Source organism: Agrobacterium sp. V1 (genome assembly GCF_030518355.1).
Taxonomy (GTDB): Bacteria; Pseudomonadota; Alphaproteobacteria; order Rhizobiales; family Rhizobiaceae; genus Agrobacterium; species Agrobacterium cucumeris.
Genome location: NZ_JAULSF010000001.1, coordinates 187,844 through 206,654 on the forward strand (window position 1 = coordinate 187,844; position 18,811 = coordinate 206,654).

Sequence of the window (18,811 nt, forward strand, 5' to 3'; positions counted from 1 at the left end):
CCTGCTAACCGGCTGATTTTTAATGGTTAGCTCACCGTTTCGATGGCTTAGCTAACCTTCATATAGTTAATTAACATCTAATAACTCGCTAAAAAAGTGCATTCTGACTATTTGGTTCGCAACCTTTGCGCGCGTGCGCGTGTAACCGGAAATGCTTAAAAAACCATAAAGCCGCACCCGTTTCCGGATGCGGCTTTGGTAGAGGAACAATACGCTCGGGTCAGCCTCCGTCGCGTTTGCTTTTTCACCTGATTGCAAGACGGTCAGCCACCGCTTGCGATCCTGTGTTTCATGTCATTCCGGACAGCGGCTATCCGCTTGTCCATGCGTAAAATCTGACAGCCGGTACTTGCCAATTTCCTAATTTCAGAGGGTATACGGCCCCTCGTTCAAATCGTGGTAAATGCTTTGAAAGCAGGGATGGTAAACGAAATATTGCGGTTTGCGGGCCGCTCCATAAAGCAAAACCGCGCCCTTTCGGGCGCGGCTCGTTTTTGTCGTTTGGGTCCGATTAACGGAAGAGCGACAGGATGTTCTGCGAGTCGCTGTTGGCGATCGAGAGGGCCTGAATTGCCAGCTGCTGCTGCGTCTGCAGAGCCTTGAGGCGGGTGGACTCTTCGTTCATGTCGGCGTCAACCAGGCGGCCGATACCCTTTTCCATCGTATCCGACAGCTTGGAGACGAAGTCTTCCTGCAGGGAGATACGCGAGGAAAGAGCACCAAGCTTTGCAGCTGCGGAGTTCATGCCTTCCAGCTGACCATCGACATGCGAGATCAGGCTGTCCAGTACGTCTTCGTCCGTTGCCGTGGCGGCAAGGCCGAGGCCGGTCTTGATCGTGCTTAGCTTGGTGATGTCGACCTTGGAGACGGAAGTGTCCGTTACGAACACGGCAGCCGTCGTGGTCAGAGCGGTCGGTGTGCCAGCGAGCGCAGTACCGGTTGCGTCCGTTACTTCCAGGAACTTGTTCGGTTCAACTTCCTTGAAGAACTTCGGAGTAGCGGCACCGTCCGTCCAGACGCTGTCCGATACCTTGGAAGCGGTCGCAGCAGCGGGCGGGGTCGTCGTTGCGGTGTAGTACTTGCCGTCCGTCCACTGAGCAACGGTTGCCTTCGTAGCGTTCTTGTCCAGAAGGCCCTGGTTTTTGCCGCTGGAGTCGACCAGTACGTTCGTGCCGTCAAGCTTGATATCAACAGCCTGCGTCTGGACATTGCCAGATGCGTCACGGGTGAACGAGCCAACGATCTGCTTGTCGATCGATACGCCGACTGCCAGATCGGCAGCAGCAGCACCGGCCTTGCCGATCGAGCCCTTCAGCCAGTTTTCACCGGAGAACGATGCGGAAGAGGTGATGGACGTCAGCTGATCCTGGAGCTGGGTGATTTCAGCCTGGATCTTTGCCTTGTCGGCGGTGGATTCCTTGGCGGTGACGAGCTTCTGCTTGATCTGGTCAACGACCTTGATCGCAGATTCCATACCGGCATAGGCAGTGTCGATCTTTGCGGCGCCGAGACCCAGAGCGTCGGAAACCGAGCCGAGGGCTGCATTGTCGGAGCGCATCGTGGTCGCGATCGACCAGTAAGCGGCGTTGTCGGAAGCCGTGCTAACGCGTTGGCCAGTCGAGATGCGGTTCTGCGTCGATTCCATGTTGTTGCTGATCGTGCGCAACGTCTGGAGAGCGGCCATAGAAGAAGCGTTGGTAAGAATGCTTGCCATAATAAATGTGTCCCTTGTTTTTACGAGATACTGGAGTGGGGACATTCCGGACTTGGTATTACCGGCCACAACGTTTCGGCTTCATGCCACTCGGTTCAGAATTACTATGTTCTGGAAACCAAACCCGCTGCGTGTGGATTGGAGTTTCCCAGCGAAAAATTGCACAATTCTTAATTTTGGCGGTTGCTTTTGTGATGAATTAATTATGGTTATTCAGGAGTTATTCAAAATGGTTACCCATTGCCTGATGATTATAGTTATCCTACCCCTAGCAAATTTGGTAACCAAAGCCTTAAAACGCGAAAACCCCGCTGCCTTGGGGCTGCGGGGTTAACAAACAGGATTAATGAAGTTTATTTCGGCACAAATACCGTCAGTTGAACGATCTGACGAGGCTGCCGACAAGCAGGTTCCAGCCGTCGATCAGCACGAAAAACAGGATCTTGAACGGCAGGGAAATGGAGGTGGGCGGCAGCATCATCATGCCCATGGCCATGGTGATGGTGGCGACGATGAGATCGATGACCAGAAACGGCAGGATGATCAGGAAACCGATCTCGAAACCGCGGCGGATTTCCGACAGCATGAAGGCCGGAACGAGCACGCGGTAATCGACGACATTGTCGGTCATCACTTCCTGTCCGCGCTCGCGGGCGATATCCACGAACAGCTTCAGGTCCTTGTCACGCGTATTGGCGTTCATGAAGGTGCGGAAGGGCTCGGCGATGCGTCCTATGGCCTGCTGCTCGTTGATCTGGTTCTGCAAAAGCGGCTGCACGCCGTCCGTCCAGGCTTTGTCGAAGGTGGGCGACATGACGTAGAAGGTCATGAACATCGCCATCGACAGAAGGATCATGTTGGACGGGGTAGAGGCCAGTCCCATGCCGGAGCGCAGGATCGAAAAGGCGATCACGAAGCGCGGAAAGCTCGTGACCATGATCAGGATGCCCGGCGCGACGGAGAGAACCGTCAGAAGGCCGAAGGTGCGGATGATCCATGCCGCAACGGATCCGTCTATCTGTGTATTGAACAGATCGGACGGAAATTGCTGGGCGTTGGCAAGGCCCGGCAAGGCGAGGAGGACGGCGATGGTTACAAGAAATCGAATCATTCGATGACAAAGGTCCGGAACATGACCTTGGATACGCGCCCTTGCGAGCGCAGGTCAACTCGTTCCTGAATGTCATCCTTAAGATATTGAAAGCCGCGCGGCCCTTCCAGCTGCTGAAGGGAAACGGTGCGCACATAGGCCATGATATCCTGGTGGATATCCTCCGCCAGCCCAACTTCCACCGGCCCCTTGAACATCAGCGCCACTTCCAGCCGCACCCAGTTGGTCGAAGGGTAGGCGAGGTTGGTGGTGATGGGTTCGAGCTGGACGATGCCGTTCGCTTCGGCCGAGATTTTCTCGATGCCCTCGGCGGCCTTGCCCTTTTCACCCGAAGCGGCCGGTGCGTGCGCTGCGGCTTCCGCGCCGGCGATTTTCGGGGCGATCATGCCGCCCACCAGCCAGCCACCGCCCGCACCGAGCAGCGTCAGGATCACAACCCCGGCGATGGTCATGACCACCGGGGAGGACTTTTTCTTGCTCTCAGCCTGTTCGTTTTCCATGGTCAGTCCCGTTCCCGCAAACCGGCGTCAGAGCGGCGAGAACAGGTCGACGACCTGCTGACCGACCGGGGGCTGCTGCACTTCCGTCAGGCGGCCACGACCGCCGTAGGAGATGCGGGCCTCGGCGATACGCTCATAGGAAATCATGTTCTGCGCATCGACATCCTGCGGCCTGACGATACCGCCGACATTGAGGATGCGGATTTCATGGTTGACGCGCACTTCCTGCGAACCGCTGATAATGAGGTTGCCGTTTTCCAGAATGCCGGTCACCACGGCGGCCACCATCAGCGTCAGCTTTTCGGAACGCTTGGTCTTGCCCTTGGCCTGGGTGTCGGTGTCCGATCCGTATTTGATGTTGGAGTCCGCCTCCGGCGTCCAGCCGAAGATTTCCGCCTTGGCCTTCCAGTTCAGACCGCTGGAATTGGTGCGGTTGCGCTCGGTTTCGTTGTCGAAATCGGCCTTGTCGTTGATCTGGATGTTGACGGTCAGGATGTCGCCGATATTCAACGCGCGCAGATCCTTGAACAAGGCGCCCTGGCTGTCGCTCCACAGCGAATAGCCGCTCGCCATATGTTTCGGCTGCTTGGGATACATGCCCATCTGCGGCGTCTGGCTGAATTGCAGACCGCTGCCGATCGGGCTCATCGCGGGTGCGTTGCCGATTTCCTTCAGGGTCTGGTTGTTCTGGCAGCCTGCCAGGAGAGCGAGCGGCAGGAGGAGGGCCGGAAGACGACGCGTGCTCATGAAGGATCCTTCGAAGTGTTTTTGTCGGTTGCCTGCGACATGATGCCGGCGACAGTGGCGGCTTTCTGCGCATCCATCTCGCTGAGGATGAGGCCGGACTGGCGCGGCGGCAGCTGCATGATGATGGCGGCCGCAATCTCCACATGCATCTTTTCGAGCTGGGGTGCGGCGGCATCGGGCTTCATCGTCTTGTAGACATCGACGAGATTGGCTTTCGCCTGGGCGAGGAAATGTTCGCGGCGCGCCAGCCAGTCCTCATATTCCGCCTTGCGGTCTTCCAGCACCGAGATGCGCTCGTTGACGTCGGCCTGGAGCTTTTCAAGCTCCTGCTTCTGCATCAGGTAACGCTGGTCGCGGGCCGCATCGGCAATGTTGGTGCAGAATTTCTGGATTTCATCCTGCGTGCTCAGTTCCGACACCACATTCTGCTGGCTTTCGGCGCCGGCGGCCGGCAGCAGGAAAAGCAGGGAGGCAACGGCTGCGAACCGGACAAGACCATTCGGCAGGGCTTGGTTTTTAAGAAGTTCCATCATTGCAGCACAAGCTCCGCCTGAAGGGCACCGGCGGATTTGATGCCTTGCAGGATGGATATGATGCCATCCGCCTTGAGCCCGATGCTGTTGAGACCGGCAACCAGCGTGCGAAGGTCGGGACCTTCGACGATGGCGACCTTGCTGCCTTCCTGCAGCGCCATGATGTCCGTCTGCGGCTGCACGGCGGTCTGGCCACGCGAGAAGGGCGCCGGCTGGATGACCTGCGGTGATTCCGTCACCTGCACGGTCAGAGTTCCATAACTGACGGCAACGCGGGAGATGCGCACATCCGCGCCGATGACGATCGTGCCGGTGCGTTCGTTGATCACGACCTTGGCGGGCGTATCCGTCTCCACGGTCAGGTTCTCGATTTCCGCCATCAGCCGGGTGAGGTCAGCGGTGCGGGGTTTCTGCACTGCGATTTCCTGCGAATCGCGCGGCTCGGCGATACCATCGCCGTAACGGGCGCGGGCAAAGGCGTTGACAACGTCCGCAACACGCACCGCAGTCGAAAAATCGGGATTGCGCAGCTGAAGGACCAGATTGACCGAATCCTTGAATTTGGACGGCAATTCACGCTCGATGATCGCGCCGTTTGGCACGCGTGCGGATGTGGTCACGCCCTGCGTCAGCGTCGCGGCATCGCCCTGCGCCGAAAAGCCGTTGACGATCAGCGCGCCCTGGGCAACCGCATAGATCTGCCCGTCCGCGCCGGAAAGCGAGGTCATGATCAGCGTGCCGCCGCGCAGCGAAGAGGCGTCGCCGAGCGAGCTGACCGTTACGTCGACACGGCTGCCGGGGCTGGCAAACGGCGGCAGATTGGCCGTCACCATCACCGCGGCGATGTTCTTGGCATTCGACTGGCCGCCCTGCGTGGTGATGCCGAGGTTCTGCAGCATCGCGCGCATGGATTGTTCGGTGAATGGCGAGGAGCGCAGGCTGTCGCCCGTGCCCTGCACGCCGACGACGAGACCGTATCCGATCAGCTGGTTGTCGCGTCCGGCCTGCAGCGATGCGATATCCTTGATGCGGGATGTATCGGCATGGGCTGCGGGTACGGGAAGGAACGGCTGGGCCGAAAACAGAATGGCCGCGGCCAGGATACGAAGCAATCTCATTTCGCCATCACCTGAATGGTTCCGTCCTTCATGACCGTGCCGCTGACCATCACGCCGGAATCGATGTTGCGCACCCGCACCACTTCACCCAGTGAGCCGTCGGTCATCGGCGTTCCCGACGCCATCAGCGTCATGTTGCCGATGGTGAAAACGAGCTTGACGCTGGTGCCGCGCACCACCAGCGATGGTTCGCGCAATGCCGCAACCGGAATGGTGCGGCCGGGAAGCAAGGTCTGCTTGGAGATCATGCCCTCCACTTCGCTGATATCGGTCGCGTAACCTGAGGAAATGTTGGGATTGGTCACTTCCACCGGTTTCACCTGCTCGGGCGTAATCGCCTCGCCCGGATAGATGGTGCGGGTGGGAACCAACGCCATCGGCGCCTGGGCGAAAGCCGGCGCCATGGCAACCAGTGAAAAGGCAGACGCCAGGCACATACGGACGAGCGCCGTTCTGCAGCTGTTATTTTTTCGGCCAAACCTCATGTCCGCCTGCCTTTCCGTTCTTACTTCAGGTTCTTGCTGACAATCGATGCCATTTCGTCAGCGGTGGTGATGACCTTGGAATTCATCTCATAGGCGCGCTGCGCCGTGATCAGGTCGGTGATTTCCTTGACGGCGTCGACGTTCGAGCCTTCAAGATAGGATTGCTTGATGTAGCCGTAGCTCGGATCGTCAGGCACGCCGATGACCGCGTCGCCGGAAGCCGGTGTCTGGGCAAAAAGGTTGTCGCCGAGCGGCTTCAGGCCGGCTTCGTTGGCGAAGTTGGCGATGGTCAGCTGGCCAAGTTCGGTGAAGTCAGCGGCATTGCCGATACGGGCCGTCACCTGACCCGTGCGGGTAACGGTGATGTCCTGCGCGTCGGTCGGGATGTTGATGTTGGGAATGACATTATAACCATCGACCGTCACCAGATTGCCGTCGGCGTTCTTGTTGAAGGCGCCGGCGCGGCTGTAGAGCGTCGAACCGTCAGCCGCTTCGATCTGGAACCAGCCCTGGCCGATGATCGCCACGTCGAGTTTGTTGCCGGTCTCGATCAGGTTGCCCTGGGTGTGAATGTTGCGGACGGCGGACGTCTGTACGCCGAGACCGATATTGGCACCTTCCGGCACGATCGCCTGGTTGGCGCGGTTCGGCACGCCCTGCATGCGCTCGGTCTGGTAGAGCAGATCGGTGAACTCCGCACGCGCGCGCTTGTAGCCGGTGGTGTTGATGTTGGCGATGTTGTTGGCGATGACTTCCAGATTGGTCTGCTGGGCGTCCATACCGGTGGCGGCGATTGCAAGAGCTCTCATATCAATATTCCCGCTGGGCTAGATCTGCATCTTGGTAATGTCGAGATAGGCCGACACGATCTTGTCGCGCAGCGCGATGGCGGTCTGCAGCGATTGCTCGGCCGAAAGCACGGCATCGACCACTTCACGCGTGTTCGCCTTGCCCTGAATGCCTTCGAAGGAAGCGACTTCCGCCTTCTTCAGGTTGTTCATCGCATCCAGCGATACGTTGCCGAGAACGCTCGCGAAGCTTGCGCCCGTCTGCTGGGCGGGCGTCGTCTGCTGGCTGCCGAAAACGCTTTCCGTCAGCGAGGAGATGTCGCTTGCGCCGCGCGTGAGCGAAAGGGAACTGAGTTGCTTGATGCCGTCGATCATTGCGATGCCTTCAGAAGGTCGATGGTGGAGGCGACGAGGTCGCGTGTCTGGCGGATGACCTGAAGGTTGGCGTCATAGCTGCGGTTTGCTTCGCGCATGTCGGCCATTTCAATCAGGATGTTGACGTTCGGCATCTTCACCATGCCGTTGGTGTCGGCGGCCGGGTTGCCGGGATCGTATTCGTTGACGAAGTCACCACGGTCGACGCCGAGCTTCTTCACCGTCACGCGCTCCACGCCGCTGACGCGGTCGAGCTCGGAACCGAAGGTAACGGTCTTGCGGCGATATGGGTCGGCGCCGGGGGTGTCGCCGGTCGATCTGGCGTTGGCGATGTTTTCGGACACGACGCGCAGTCGGGTGGACTGCACTTCCAGGCCGCTGCCCGCGATCTTGCTCGCCGCACTCAAGGGATCCATGGTTTACCTCTTAACCGTCATCAGCATCATGCGATGGAAGGATTTGACGAGATTGGCGTTCAGGTCGTACTGCCGCTTGATCTCGCCGGTCTTGGTCATTTCTTCCGCAAGCGCGACCGAATTGCCGGATTCCTGCATGCCGATCTCGTTATTGACCGGGTTGTCACGCACGGCGATATTTTCGCTGAGGTTGCTCGCGCCAAAATGGGCGGGATGGGTCTTTGCCATGCCGACCTGCTGGCTGGTGGCCTGCATGACCGCTTCGAAAGGGCTGACATCCTTGGCGTGGAACTTGGGGGTGTTGGCGTTAGCGATGTTGGTCGCCACGACTTCCTGCCTCACGCTCAGCCATTCCGCTTGGCGGGATGCCAGATCGAACAGTTGAATCGGTTGCATAGACTTCTCCATCTCGTATGGCCCGAACCTAAGGGGCTAATCTTGCGTCAGACTTGCGGGGAGGGGCGAAGGCGTCGAACGGCGGCAGAACGGTCATCCGTGAAACAAAAAAGGCGCGTCCGCAGAGGCGGCGCGCCTTTTTTCAGGAAAGAAAATTCGTCTATTTTTCAGGACGATATGTTTTACCCGCGGATGTTTCGATCTGCCATTCGCCGCCGCGTTGCTCGATCTTGGTCAGAAGCGCATTGTCGGGCAATGTCGAGCCGACCCGCACCATATACATGCCCGATCCATCCTCGATCAGCGCCCGACCGTTGGAAACATGCAGCAGGCGGAACGACGTCTGGCCGGGGAAGGGCTGATCTTCCACTCGGGCGGCGAGATCGTTCTGCTTTTCCTTGCCGCTGGCGTTGACTGTCGCCGTCGTCAGCATGTCAGGCAGTTCGGCCGGTGGCGGCATGTCTTCCTTGTTGCGGTTGGTCATGGCCATCGGCGAAACGCTGAAGACTTCGCGGGGGCCGGTGTGGGGCAGGTCGCGTGTGCGGTCACCGCCCGCCACCTTTATCCCAAACTTGTCTTCATTGAAGAACACATACCAAGGGAAAAAGGCGGCCGCTGCGGCAAGCCCAATTCCCGTCCAGGCCAGAATGCGGTCGAGCGTGAAGAAAGGCGGCTGCGGCCGTGCATCCTCGACGTCGCCATTGTCGATCTTTTTCTTTTTCACGGCGTCAGCCTCTCATTCTTGGGTTTACCTGCGGCTGATTGTTCTGCACTCCGCCCCGCAGCGCCGTCGCGAGATCAGCATAGGCGTCCTGCGCCGCCGGTTCGTTCGGAAGCTGTTTCAGCGTTTCGTAGATGATCGGCACCTGCTTTACCGCCATGTCGAGATCGGGATCGGTGCCGGGCCGGTAACCGCCGATGAGCCGCAGATCCCGCGTTTCCTCGAAGCGATGCACCAGCGCCTTCAGGCGCGAGACCAGTTTTTCCTGATCCGGCGTCCATGCCTTCTTGGCAAGACGCGAGATCGAGGCGAGCGGATTGATCGGCGGATAACGGCCTTCTTCGGCAAGGCTACGATCCAGCACGATATGGCCGTCGAGAATACCGCGGGTCGAATCGGCGATCGGATCGTTGTGGTTGTCGCCATCGACCAGAATGGAGACGATGGCGGTGATGGTGCCGGTGCCTTCGGCACCCGGTCCCGCCCGTTCCAGAAGGCGCGGCAGTTCGGTAAAGACAGAGGCCGGATAACCGCGCGCCACCGGCGGCTCGCCGGAGGCAACCGCCACTTCGCGGATCGCATGGGCAAAACGGGTGACGCTGTCGATGATGAGAAGGACGTTGTCGCCCTTGTCGCGGAAGTGCTCGGCAATGGTGACGGCGGAAAGCGGCGCCATCTTGCGCAGCATCGGGCTTTCATCGCTCGTCGCAACCACAGCGATGGACTTGCTCATATTCTCGCCCATCGTGTCTTCGATGAATTCGCGCACTTCGCGTCCGCGTTCGCCGACCAGCGCAATCACTACCTTGTCGAAAGCGTCGGCCTTGGCGAGCATCGACAGCAGCGTGGATTTGCCGACGCCCGAACCGGCGAAAATGCCGAGGCGCTGGCCGAGGCACAAGGGAGAGAAAATATCGATTGCCCGCACGCCGGTCTTGAAAGGCGTCTCCACACGCTTGCGCGTCATGGATGGTGGCGCGTTGTTGGAGATCGACCGGCGCTCTGTACCGGAGGAAAGCGGCCCCTGACCGTCGATAGGTTCGCCAAGTGCATTGATGGTGCGCCCGCACCAGCTGTCGTCAGGCGCGACGCGGAAAGCGCCCTTGCGGATGACGGTGTCGTGGATGCCGATCGGTTCACCGGGTTCGATGGGGCAGACATAGCAGATATCCGGCTCCACGCGCACGACTTCGCCGAGATGGATGCCGGTCGTGCTGCGATGGGCGACGAACTCGCCGAGCCTCACATGCCGCGACAGACCGGAAACCGTATAGTGTCCGGCGGCGATGGTGCGGACATGGCCGCCCGGCGCCACCGAAAACTCCGGATCGGCATAGTGCCCGGCGAGGCTCGCCAGCTGGGCAAGCTTCGGTGAAATAGCCTCAGCCGAGAGCATGGTTTCCGGCATTGTCATTGCTCAGTTCCTTAACGCGCGCCGCCAAGCGTCTTGATGCCTTCGCCGAAGGTGGATTCGGTATCGCGCATCAGCGAGGAAATGCTCTCAAAGGCCCGGTTGACCTGAATGAGCTGCGTCATCTGGGAAATGCCGTTGACGTTCGACTGTTCGAGATAGCCCTGAACGACGCCGACCTCGTGATCGTTGACGACCGGTGTCGGCTGGGCCACGGGCTTCACGCCGCTATTGGGATGCCGCAGGAAACCTTGCGAGAAATCCGCCCTGAAGATGCCGAGCGTGGCGACGATATTCTCGTTCTGTCTGATGGCACCGTCGAGGCCTACGGTGATCGGTCCGCCATTCGGGTTGAGCTGGATGGGACCGCCGCCGGCGTCAAGGACGGGATAACCGTTCGACGAGATCAGCGCGCCGTCCGGGCGCATGGTGAAACGGCCGTCGCGGCTGAGAATCTGGCCATCAGGCGTTTCCATCGAGAACCAGGCATCGCCCTTGATGGCGAAGTCGAAGGAATTGCCGGTCTGCTCGAAAGCGCCCTGGCGGGTGGAGAGATAGTCGTTGCCCTGTGAAACGAAGGCCACCTTGGCATTCATGTCATTGTGGTTCTTGGCGACCATTTCGTCGAATTTCACTTCGGAGCCGCGGAAGCCGACCGTGTTCACATTCGCCATATTATCGGAAATGGTGGTGAGACGGCGCTCCAGCGCGATCTGCGAGGACAGGGCGACATATAGTCCGGATTGCATATCATTTGCCTCCGAGTTTCAGGGAGTTGATGGAAATCAGCAGGTCCGGGGAAATGCCGTAGCCGCTGGAGGAGCCGAAGACGGCCAGGGGGTCGTAGGTCGTTGAGGGGTTTTGCATTTCCCACATGATGGTGAAACGCTCCAGCAGCTTGCCGACCTTTTCAGGATCCTGCAGATCCTTGATCTTGATGGATTTTTCGATGAGAGCGGCCTGTTTCTCGACACTTGCAGCGGCAAATTCGTCAGGCAGGTTGAAGGCTGTGCGGAACACCTGCGCGAGCGCGTCATCGGCGAGGAAATCCATGCCTGATTTGATCGTCGGCGCCTTGCGCTCGAAATAAAGGGCAAGCCGGACGCCGTTATTGTCATCGCCGGCTGTCTGCTCCAGCGTCTGGCGGGCATATTTCTCGATGGTGCCCGATTGTGCCGCCTCGGTCGTGGTCGCAGCTTTTCCCAGCTCGGCAAAATTCAGCGATTTCGCCAGATCCGCATAACGATTGTCGGAAAGCTTGTTGGCGAAGGCATTCTTGTCCGAGGTGCCTTCCGTCAGCACCTTGCGGATGAAGGCTTTCGCATAGGCCATGTCCTCAAGGCCGTGGGCTTTCAGCGCGTAATTATAAAGGCGTGTATCGGCCATGAAGTCGTCGATGGATTTCACATCGCCGATTTTTGCCCGGTAATATTCGGTTTCGCGCGCCACGTCAGGCTGCTTCGACACGCGCTCAAGCGACTTGCCGATGTCCTGACTGATCAGTCTGTAGCTGGTGTAGGTGGAAGTCACTGAACCGCCGCTCTCGTTTGATCCCGATCTCAAGGCGCACGTCCGCCTTTGCCGGCATATTGCCGTAGCTTGCTTGTGCGAAACTGGTTGCCGGAGGAGCATGAAAGAGGCGTAGCGGACAGGTTCACGCAAGCCACATTTTCTAGAGATGGCGGCATGGAACACTGTTCGGGCGTGGTCGATCAATGAATATTGTAATTGGACTTATAATCACCTTCGGCTGCATCATCGGCGGCTACATGGCGATGGGCGGCCATCTGGACGTCCTCATTCAGCCGTTCGAACTGTTGATTATCGGCGGAGCGGGGCTTGGCGGCTTCATCATGGCGAACCCGATGAAGGTCGTGAAAGATTCGGGCAAGGCGCTCGGCGAGGCCTTCAAACACTCGGTCCCGAAGGAGCGCAACTATCTCGACGTGCTGGGCGTGCTTTATTCGCTGATGCGCGACCTGCGCACGAAATCGCGCAACGAGATCGAAGCGCATATCGACAATCCGGAAGAATCCTCGATCTTCCAGTCGGCGCCCTCGGTTCTGAAGAACAAGGAACTGACCTCGTTCATCTGCGACTACGTTCGTCTCATCATCATCGGCAATGCCCGCAGCCACGAAATCGAGGCGTTGATGGATGAAGAAATCGAAACCATCCTCTACGACAAGCTGAAGCCATACCACGCGATCACCACGATGGGCGATTCTTTCCCCGCCATCGGTATCGTCGCGGCGGTTCTCGGCGTCATCAAGGCCATGGGCAAGATCAACGAATCGCCCGAAGTGCTGGGTGGCCTCATCGGCGCCGCACTCGTCGGCACCATGCTCGGCATCATCCTGTCCTATTCGATCTGCAACCCGCTCGCATCGCAGGTCAAGATCGTCCGCTCCAAGCAGCACCGCCTCTATATCATCGTCAAGCAGACGCTGATCGCCTACATGAACGGCTCGGTGCCGCAGGTCGCGCTTGAATATGGCCGCAAGACCATCTCCAACTACGAGCGGCCGTCCATCGACGCCGTCGAGCAGGAGATGATGAATCCCGGCGGCGAAAACAAGGCGGCATGACCATGGCAAAAGCTGCAGCGCAAAGAGCCCCCGCCATCGACACCGCCCTGCTTGCGAAGCTGACGGGAGGACTTTCCGACCGCAAGACGATCGCCAGGATCGGCTCCGATATCGGTCATCTCTACAGCGAATTCCTGCCCGATATCTTTCACAGCGAGACCGGCATCGCGATCGACGTCGAATATATCGGTTCCGAATCGGGGCTGATGACGGATCTCATCGCCAATGTCGGGCAGAATGTCTCTGTTGCCGATTGTTCGCTGCGCAACTGGTGCCCCAATTTCATGATGGCGGTCGGCAACGGCTTTGTCATCGCGCTCATGGAACGCATGCTGGGTGCGGCACCCGACACCATCGGCGAACCTGACGAGCGCAACCTGTCGCATATCGAGCTTGACCTTGCGGCCATGGTTCTCGGCCGCATCGCGGGCGTACTGCGTTCGGGCGTGAACGCGCCGGGCGGTTTCGAGGCGACAATCGACCCGCCGTTCAGTGCCAATGGAAAAAGCGCCTTCGACGAGATGATTGCCGGCCTTTACGGCGTCACCATCCGCATGAAGATCGATATCGGCAAGGTTTCGTCGGAGTTTTCTCTCATCGTGCCGCAGCGGCCACTGCTCAAGACCTCCATCGTCGCACCCAAGGCTTCGGCCCAGGCGCTGAAGAAGCAGGAGGAATGGATGGAGATGATCTCGCAGCAGGTGAAGAGATCGCAGGTAACGCTCGAGGCGCGCATCAAGCTCGAAACGCTGACCTTGCGGACGATTTCCAAACTGGTGGCCGGCGATGTCATTCCGTTTCAGGACCTGAAGCAGGACGATATCGGCGTCGAGGTCAGCGCCAACGGCTCCAAGCTCTATAATTGCGAATTCGGCAAGTCCGGTGAGCGCTACATGGTTCGGGTGAAGAACAATGTCAGCACGGACGACGAGATTTTGCGACATCTGATGGGTTAAATCCTGCCCGCCCTTTCGGGGGCTCTGGGCAGGCTGACGCAAGTTTCAAAGGGAATAATCAGCGCATGGCTACGAAGAAAACACCTGTGACCGATGATGCGGAGCTGCAGTCGCTGGAAGATGCCGGCGACCTCGACCAGGCTATCGGCGATCTGCGTGGCGTCCTCAAGACGGATGCAGAAGGTTCGCTGTCCGATTTTGGCGACTTCGGCGATTTCGGAAGCACGGATGATGCTTCCACGGACACCGACCTTTCCGCCTTCGGTGGCGGAGCGGCCGATTTTGGAATGGATGATTTTGCTGCCGCCCCGCAGGTCGCGGGTGTGAAGGCGCCGCTTGGCAGCGGATTGTCCGAAAACATGGAACTGATCATGGACATCCCGATCGATGTCCAGATCGTTCTCGGCACCAGCCGTATGCTGGTTTCGGGGCTGATGAGCCTTGAAGAGGGTGCGACGATTGCGCTTGACCGCAAGATTGGCGAGCCGGTCGAGATCATGGTGAATGGCCGCCGTATTGCGCGCGGTGAGATAACGGTACTTGAAGACGACGATACGCGCTTCGGCGTAAAATTGATTGAAGTAATGAGTACCAGAAAAGCCTGATCCCTGTGGGGACGGAGAGGAAAGACCATGATGGACTTCGAGGATTTCGGTAACCCCCTTGCGGGCAAGCCGTTGTCTCAGGCCGACAAGGCGGCCGCGGTGCTGCTTGCCATGGGCAAGGGCGTCGCCGGCAAGCTGCTGAAGTTTTTCACGCAGCACGAATTGCAGATGATCATTTCCTCGGCCCAGACCCTGCGCGTCATTCCTCCGGATGAACTCGCGCAGATCGTGGCGGAGTTCGAAGACCTGTTCACCGAAGGAACGGGTCTCATGGACAATGCCAAGGCAATTGAAAGCATTCTCGAAGAAGGACTGACCCCTGAAGAGGTGGACAGCCTGCTTGGCCGCCGTGCCGCCTTCCAGGCCTATGAAGCCTCGATCTGGGATCGCCTGCAGGAAGCGGAGCCGGAATTCGTCGGCAAGTTCCTGCTGCGCGAGCATCCCCAGACCATCGCCTATATCCTCTCCATGCTGCCCTCGTCCTTCGGTGCCAAGGTTCTCCTGACCATTCCCGAAGAGCAGCGCGCCGATATCATGAACCGCACGGTGAACATGAAGGAAGTGAGCCCGACGGCTGCCCAGATCATCGAGAAGCGTGTGATCAATCTGATCAATGAGATCGAGGCGGAACGCAATGCGGGCGGCTCCACGAAGGTTGCCGATCTGATGAACGAGCTGGAAAAGCCGCAGGTCGATACGCTGCTCAGCTCGCTCGAGACGCTCAGCAAGGAAGCCGCAAACAAGGTCAAGCCGAAGATCTTCCTCTTCGACGACCTCATGTTCATGCCGCAGCGCAGCCGCGTCATGCTGCTCAACGATGTTTCGGCCGACGTTCTGACCATGGCGCTGCGTGGCGCCACGATGGAAATCAAGGAATGTGTGCTGTCCAGCATCAGCCCGCGCCAGCGCCGCATGATCGAATCGGATCTCGCCGTACCGCAGGCCTCGGTCAACACCCGCGAAGTGGCGATTGCCCGCCGCGCGGTCGCCCAGGAGGCGATCCGTCTGGCCAATTCCGGCCAGATCCAGCTGAAGGAAGCCGGCGCGGAAGAACAATCGGCCGCCGCTTGAGCGGAAGCCGGTTGATAACCCGCGCTTTGGACAGAACCGGCCATTGCGATGGCCGGTCTCGGGCGTTAGTTTCGGGATGACGGCCTGCCGGGATCGGCGGGCCTTTTTTTGACCCCGGGAACGTGCCTTGGCAGACGATGAGGACAAGGACAGTAAAACAGAAGCCCCGACGGAGAAAAAGCTCCGCGATGCGGCTGAGAAGGGCAATCTTCCCTTCTCTCGGGAAGTGCCGATCTTTGCCTCGTCGCTCGCCTTTTACTGTTATCTGGTCTTCTTTTTGCCCGATGGCGCCGGCCGGCTTGGCGTCACGCTGAAAGACCTGTTCGGTCAGCCCGAACAATGGGACTTGAGCACCCGGCCTGATGCCCTGTCGCTGCTTTATTTCCTCGGCACGTCCATGGCCTATCTGCTCATGCCGGCCATGATCATGTTCATCGTCTTCGGCCTTGCCTCGTCGTTTCTCCAGAACCTGCCATCGCCAGTGCTTGAGAGGGTGCGTCCGCAATGGTCGCGCATCTCGCCGGCAAAGGGGTTCACGCGCATTTACAGCAAGCAGGGCTTCGTCGAATTCGGCAAGTCGCTGTTCAAGATATTGATCGTCTCGATCATCATGTTCATGTCGCTGCGCGGCGATTTCTACAGTCTCATCGACCTGATGTTTTCCGATCCGCAGGTGATTTTCGTCAGGGTCGTCGAGATCGTCAAAAAAATGATGATCGTGATCTTGCTTTCGACCGCACTGCTTGCCGCCGTCGATCTCTTGTGGACGCGCCACCACTGGTTCAGCCAGCTGAAGATGACGAAGCACGAGGTAAAGGAAGAATACAAGCAATCGCAGGGTGACCCCGTGGTCAAATCCCGCCAGCGTTCGATCGCCCGCGATCGCGCCCGCCGCCGCATGATCAACAATGTGCCGCGCGCAACACTCGTCATCGCCAATCCGACACACTTTGCGGTGGCGCTGCGTTACGTGCGCGAAGAAGGTGATGCACCTGTCGTTGTTGCCAAGGGCCAGGACCTTATCGCATTGAAAATCCGCGAGATTGCGGAAGCAAACAATATCCCAGTTTTTGAAGACCCACCGCTCGCACGCTCCATGTTTGCGCAAGTCTCGATCGATAGTGTGATTCCACCAGCCTTTTATAAGGCTGTGGCTGAGCTCGTTCATCGGGTTTACGCCATGAAGTCATCGAAAATACGGGTTCAATAAAACCAATGAAAAAATCCGCCTATTCTGAACAGCGGGAAATGATCGTCGCAGAGGCGATCAACCCGATCGCTACCGAATTACGATTGCTAGACCCGGCAGACCTGATTTCGCTGCTCCGATTCGAGTGCTATGGCAGCATCGCCGACCTCGTCTCTTCCGCCGCTGAGCTTTATTATCATCCCGGCACGATCAATTTTGGTGCGGGCGGCGAATACAAGCTCGAATGGGAAGGCGCCCCCGAGATCGTTCTCGATCTCGAAATCAAACCGAAGGGTGCCACGGTCTACGCACAATTGATCCTCGCCAATGAACATGCGGCGGTCGAGATCAATCATGTTTCGTTTCAGAACCCGTCGGAAAACCCGGATGAGAATACCGAGTTCCTGCGCAGAAGCCTGATGGCGGCCCGATTCGTTGCGACCCGCCAGGGCGAAGCGGCCTGAATATCACCACCGGATGATTATCCTTTGCGACTGCCGAAATGGCGGTCGCAAAGGTTTTGTTTGATCGCTTTTTCGCCCGACCTTGCCTGAAGCCTGCCGCTTTGCGCAAAACCGACTGGGGAAGCGAGGAACGCCTTGCAAATCAGCGTTGTTGTTTGGTACCTATCGAATTAACGATTTGTTAACGAACGGCAGGTCGCGGTGGCTCATTTCAACCATCGCCGATGCGCATGATGCTCCTGCTCGTTTTCGGCGCTGCGCCGGATTTCTTCTGACATTTTGAATTGGGTGGAACCCATGACCAGCATTATGACCAATGCGGCGGCAATGGCCGCGCTGCAAACCTTGCGCATGATCGACAAGAGCCTCGAGACAACGCAGGCGCGTGTCTCTTCCGGTTACCGTGTCGAGACTGCGGCGGATAACGCGGCCTATTGGTCTATCTCCACGACCATGCGCTCGGACAACACGGCGCTTTCGGCCGTTCAGGATGCGCTGGGTCTGGGAGCCGCCAAGGTCGATACCGCCTTCGAGGCCGTTGAAAGCGCCATCGAAACGGTCAAGTCGCTGAAGGCGAAGCTCGTCGCCGCCTATGGTGTGGGCAGCAACCGAACGAAGATCCAGGAAGAAATCAAGCAGCTTCAGGATCAGCTGAAAAGCATTTCCGAATCGGCGTCGTTCTCCGGTGAAAACTGGCTCCAGGCGAAAATCGGCGATGGCAAGACGCCGGCGGCCGAAGAGCCGACCATCAAGAAGATCGTTGCCTCGTTTACCCGCACCGCTGCTGGCGCGGTGGGCGTAACGACGGTCGATTATTCGCTTGATTCGAGCACGGTGTTGTTCGATCTGAGCGGCGGAAAATTCGGCATTCTCGACACCGAGGCCCGCTTCCTCCGCAAGAACGAAACGTCGGTGACGATGCGCACGACGGACACACCCGCGTTACCCGCACTTCCTACAGTGACCGACAAGAATTATGTGGTTGCTACGTTGAAGGATAGCGAAGTCGCTGCTTTGGCCGGCTTCAGTCTCAAGTCAACGGGCATTTATACGAATGCTGGCAGTACCCAGGGATATTTGAAGATCGGTGACGACGTCTGGGTAAAACTTACCTCTACGGATCCGGCAAGTGCCGCTGCGCCAACCACCGACAGCACCACTCCGGTCGCAACGACGACATCGCCGAACACCAACTGGTACTACGACATTTCCTCGGCAGTCGATCCCGACACCCGTAAACTCGGCATCTCGGTATCGACGCTCGACATCAACAAGCTGACCGACCTCGCCCAGAAAATGGGAACGATGACCGGAGAGCAATATACCGAAGCCGATGTGCTGGACGCGATGATGTCCTTTGTCGACGGACAGCTTGAAGCGATGACCAGCGCGGCATCCAGCCTTGGTTCGCTGCAGAGCCGCATCGATATGCAGGAAAACTTCGTTTCGAGCCTGATGGACGTGATCGACAAGGGTATTGGGCGCCTCGTCGATGCGGATATGAACGAGGAATCGACTAGGCTGAAGGCGCTGCAGACGCAGCAGCAGCTCGGTATCCAGTCGCTTTCGATCGCCAATGCCAACGCGGAAAATATCCTCCAGCTCTTCAAGTAACGGGTTTGG

21 protein-coding genes and 1 pseudogene are annotated in these 18,811 nt (G+C 58.5%); 7 read left to right on the forward strand and 15 right to left on the reverse strand.

Going from position 1 to position 18,811, the window contains the following annotated elements:
- Positions 1–511: 511 nt before the first annotated feature.
- From QSV77_RS00900 to QSV77_RS00970, 15 genes and pseudogenes are all read right to left on the reverse strand, one after another.
- The gene (locus QSV77_RS00900) at positions 512–1,714 is read right to left on the reverse strand and encodes a flagellin (protein WP_142841117.1); all 1,203 of its coding nucleotides are present in this window, start codon (positions 1,712–1,714) and stop codon (positions 512–514) included.
- 373 nt (positions 1,715–2,087) lie between these two features.
- Positions 2,088–2,825, reverse strand: a complete 738-nt coding sequence (gene fliP, locus QSV77_RS00905) for a flagellar type III secretion system pore protein FliP (protein WP_052817083.1) — start codon at positions 2,823–2,825, stop codon at positions 2,088–2,090.
- Complete coding sequence (locus tag QSV77_RS00910; protein ID WP_302732269.1) at positions 2,822–3,325, reverse strand: flagellar basal body-associated FliL family protein; 504 nt, start codon at positions 3,323–3,325, stop codon at positions 2,822–2,824. Before QSV77_RS00910 ends, fliP begins: the two co-directional genes overlap by 4 nt.
- 27 nt (positions 3,326–3,352) lie before the next feature.
- Entirely contained in the window at positions 3,353–4,072 is a 720-nt protein-coding gene (flgH, locus tag QSV77_RS00915; protein WP_046800576.1) for a flagellar basal body L-ring protein FlgH, read from the reverse strand.
- Positions 4,069–4,605 carry a MotE family protein gene (locus tag QSV77_RS00920; RefSeq protein ID WP_046800577.1) on the reverse strand — a complete coding sequence of 179 codons (537 nt, stop codon included), beginning with the start codon at positions 4,603–4,605 and terminating at the stop codon, positions 4,069–4,071. Before QSV77_RS00920 ends, flgH begins: the two co-directional genes overlap by 4 nt.
- Positions 4,602–5,642, reverse strand: a pseudogene (locus QSV77_RS00925) (flagellar basal body P-ring protein FlgI); the annotation flags it as partial. The gene QSV77_RS00920 and the pseudogene QSV77_RS00925, both read right to left, overlap by 4 nt.
- 77 nt (positions 5,643–5,719) lie before the next feature.
- Positions 5,720–6,208 (reverse strand): flagellar basal body P-ring formation chaperone FlgA, encoded by a 489-nt coding sequence (gene flgA / locus QSV77_RS00930; RefSeq protein ID WP_142841122.1) that lies wholly within the window; start codon positions 6,206–6,208, stop codon positions 5,720–5,722.
- A gap of 20 nt (positions 6,209–6,228) precedes the next feature.
- Positions 6,229–7,017 (reverse strand): flagellar basal-body rod protein FlgG, encoded by a 789-nt coding sequence (gene flgG / locus QSV77_RS00935; RefSeq protein ID WP_003503427.1) that lies wholly within the window; start codon positions 7,015–7,017, stop codon positions 6,229–6,231.
- Between the two features lie 18 nt (positions 7,018–7,035).
- Positions 7,036–7,371 carry a flagellar hook-basal body complex protein FliE gene (locus QSV77_RS00940; protein WP_046800580.1) on the reverse strand — a complete coding sequence of 112 codons (336 nt, stop codon included), beginning with the start codon at positions 7,369–7,371 and terminating at the stop codon, positions 7,036–7,038.
- Entirely contained in the window at positions 7,368–7,787 is a 420-nt protein-coding gene (flgC, locus tag QSV77_RS00945) for a flagellar basal body rod protein FlgC (protein WP_046800581.1), read from the reverse strand. Before flgC ends, QSV77_RS00940 begins: the two co-directional genes overlap by 4 nt.
- A 3-nt stretch (positions 7,788–7,790) precedes the next feature.
- Complete coding sequence (flgB, locus tag QSV77_RS00950) at positions 7,791–8,183, reverse strand: flagellar basal body rod protein FlgB (protein ID WP_046800582.1); 393 nt, start codon at positions 8,181–8,183, stop codon at positions 7,791–7,793.
- 160 nt (positions 8,184–8,343) lie between these two features.
- Entirely contained in the window at positions 8,344–8,907 is a 564-nt protein-coding gene (locus QSV77_RS00955; RefSeq protein ID WP_142841124.1) for a hypothetical protein, read from the reverse strand.
- Between the two features lie 4 nt (positions 8,908–8,911).
- Positions 8,912–10,318, reverse strand: coding sequence for a flagellar protein export ATPase FliI (fliI, locus tag QSV77_RS00960; RefSeq protein WP_142841126.1), 1,407 nt, complete (start codon positions 10,316–10,318; stop codon positions 8,912–8,914).
- Positions 10,319–10,329: 11 nt separating this feature from the next.
- A complete protein-coding gene (gene flgF / locus QSV77_RS00965; RefSeq protein WP_142841128.1) occupies positions 10,330–11,064 on the reverse strand; it encodes a flagellar basal-body rod protein FlgF in 735 nt (244 codons plus the stop codon).
- Between the two features lies 1 nt (position 11,065).
- Positions 11,066–11,845 (reverse strand): DUF1217 domain-containing protein, encoded by a 780-nt coding sequence (locus QSV77_RS00970; protein WP_271360671.1) that lies wholly within the window; start codon positions 11,843–11,845, stop codon positions 11,066–11,068.
- Positions 11,846–12,030: 185 nt separating this feature from the next.
- On the opposite strand from QSV77_RS00970, the gene motA reads away from it, so the two are divergent.
- The 7 genes from motA to QSV77_RS01005 all read left to right on the forward strand — a co-directional run bounded on the left by motA (position 12,031) and on the right by QSV77_RS01005 (position 18,802).
- A complete protein-coding gene (motA, locus tag QSV77_RS00975) occupies positions 12,031–12,903 on the forward strand; it encodes a flagellar motor stator protein MotA (protein ID WP_046800586.1) in 873 nt (290 codons plus the stop codon).
- Positions 12,900–13,859 carry a FliM/FliN family flagellar motor switch protein gene (locus QSV77_RS00980; protein WP_269698657.1) on the forward strand — a complete coding sequence of 320 codons (960 nt, stop codon included), beginning with the start codon at positions 12,900–12,902 and terminating at the stop codon, positions 13,857–13,859. The genes motA and QSV77_RS00980 overlap by 4 nt, the downstream gene beginning before the upstream one ends.
- A 65-nt stretch (positions 13,860–13,924) precedes the next feature.
- Positions 13,925–14,464 (forward strand): flagellar motor switch protein FliN, encoded by a 540-nt coding sequence (fliN, locus tag QSV77_RS00985; protein WP_302732270.1) that lies wholly within the window; start codon positions 13,925–13,927, stop codon positions 14,462–14,464.
- A gap of 27 nt (positions 14,465–14,491) precedes the next feature.
- Positions 14,492–15,535 carry a flagellar motor switch protein FliG gene (gene fliG / locus QSV77_RS00990; RefSeq protein ID WP_046800589.1) on the forward strand — a complete coding sequence of 348 codons (1,044 nt, stop codon included), beginning with the start codon at positions 14,492–14,494 and terminating at the stop codon, positions 15,533–15,535.
- Between the two features lie 127 nt (positions 15,536–15,662).
- Positions 15,663–16,745, forward strand: coding sequence for a flagellar biosynthesis protein FlhB (gene flhB, locus QSV77_RS00995; RefSeq protein ID WP_271360674.1), 1,083 nt, complete (start codon positions 15,663–15,665; stop codon positions 16,743–16,745).
- Positions 16,746–16,750: 5 nt separating this feature from the next.
- Positions 16,751–17,188 carry a hypothetical protein gene (locus QSV77_RS01000; RefSeq protein ID WP_142841134.1) on the forward strand — a complete coding sequence of 146 codons (438 nt, stop codon included), beginning with the start codon at positions 16,751–16,753 and terminating at the stop codon, positions 17,186–17,188.
- Between the two features lie 297 nt (positions 17,189–17,485).
- The gene (locus tag QSV77_RS01005; protein WP_302732271.1) at positions 17,486–18,802 is read left to right on the forward strand and encodes a flagellin; all 1,317 of its coding nucleotides are present in this window, start codon (positions 17,486–17,488) and stop codon (positions 18,800–18,802) included.
- Positions 18,803–18,811: the final 9 nt, after the last annotated feature.

Coding starts and splice junctions, on each gene's coding strand:
- QSV77_RS00900 (WP_142841117.1), bottom strand. CDS start 1,714: ATGGCAAGCATTCTTACCAACGCTTCTTCTATGGCCGCTCTCCAGACG.
- fliP (WP_052817083.1), bottom strand. CDS start 2,825: ATGATTCGATTTCTTGTAACCATCGCCGTCCTCCTCGCCTTGCCGGGC.
- QSV77_RS00910 (WP_302732269.1), bottom strand. CDS start 3,325: ATGGAAAACGAACAGGCTGAGAGCAAGAAAAAGTCCTCCCCGGTGGTC.
- flgH (WP_046800576.1), bottom strand. CDS start 4,072: ATGAGCACGCGTCGTCTTCCGGCCCTCCTCCTGCCGCTCGCTCTCCTG.
- QSV77_RS00920 (WP_046800577.1), bottom strand. CDS start 4,605: ATGATGGAACTTCTTAAAAACCAAGCCCTGCCGAATGGTCTTGTCCGG.
- flgA (WP_142841122.1), bottom strand. CDS start 6,208: ATGAGGTTTGGCCGAAAAAATAACAGCTGCAGAACGGCGCTCGTCCGT.
- flgG (WP_003503427.1), bottom strand. CDS start 7,017: ATGAGAGCTCTTGCAATCGCCGCCACCGGTATGGACGCCCAGCAGACC.
- QSV77_RS00940 (WP_046800580.1), bottom strand. CDS start 7,371: ATGATCGACGGCATCAAGCAACTCAGTTCCCTTTCGCTCACGCGCGGC.
- flgC (WP_046800581.1), bottom strand. CDS start 7,787: ATGGATCCCTTGAGTGCGGCGAGCAAGATCGCGGGCAGCGGCCTGGAA.
- flgB (WP_046800582.1), bottom strand. CDS start 8,183: ATGCAACCGATTCAACTGTTCGATCTGGCATCCCGCCAAGCGGAATGG.
- fliI (WP_142841126.1), bottom strand. CDS start 10,318: ATGACAATGCCGGAAACCATGCTCTCGGCTGAGGCTATTTCACCGAAG.
- flgF (WP_142841128.1), bottom strand. CDS start 11,064: ATGCAATCCGGACTATATGTCGCCCTGTCCTCGCAGATCGCGCTGGAG.
- motA (WP_046800586.1), top strand. CDS start 12,031: ATGAATATTGTAATTGGACTTATAATCACCTTCGGCTGCATCATCGGC.
- QSV77_RS00980 (WP_269698657.1), top strand. CDS start 12,900: ATGACCATGGCAAAAGCTGCAGCGCAAAGAGCCCCCGCCATCGACACC.
- fliN (WP_302732270.1), top strand. CDS start 13,925: ATGGCTACGAAGAAAACACCTGTGACCGATGATGCGGAGCTGCAGTCG.
- fliG (WP_046800589.1), top strand. CDS start 14,492: ATGATGGACTTCGAGGATTTCGGTAACCCCCTTGCGGGCAAGCCGTTG.
- QSV77_RS01000 (WP_142841134.1), top strand. CDS start 16,751: ATGAAAAAATCCGCCTATTCTGAACAGCGGGAAATGATCGTCGCAGAG.
- QSV77_RS01005 (WP_302732271.1), top strand. CDS start 17,486: ATGACCAGCATTATGACCAATGCGGCGGCAATGGCCGCGCTGCAAACC.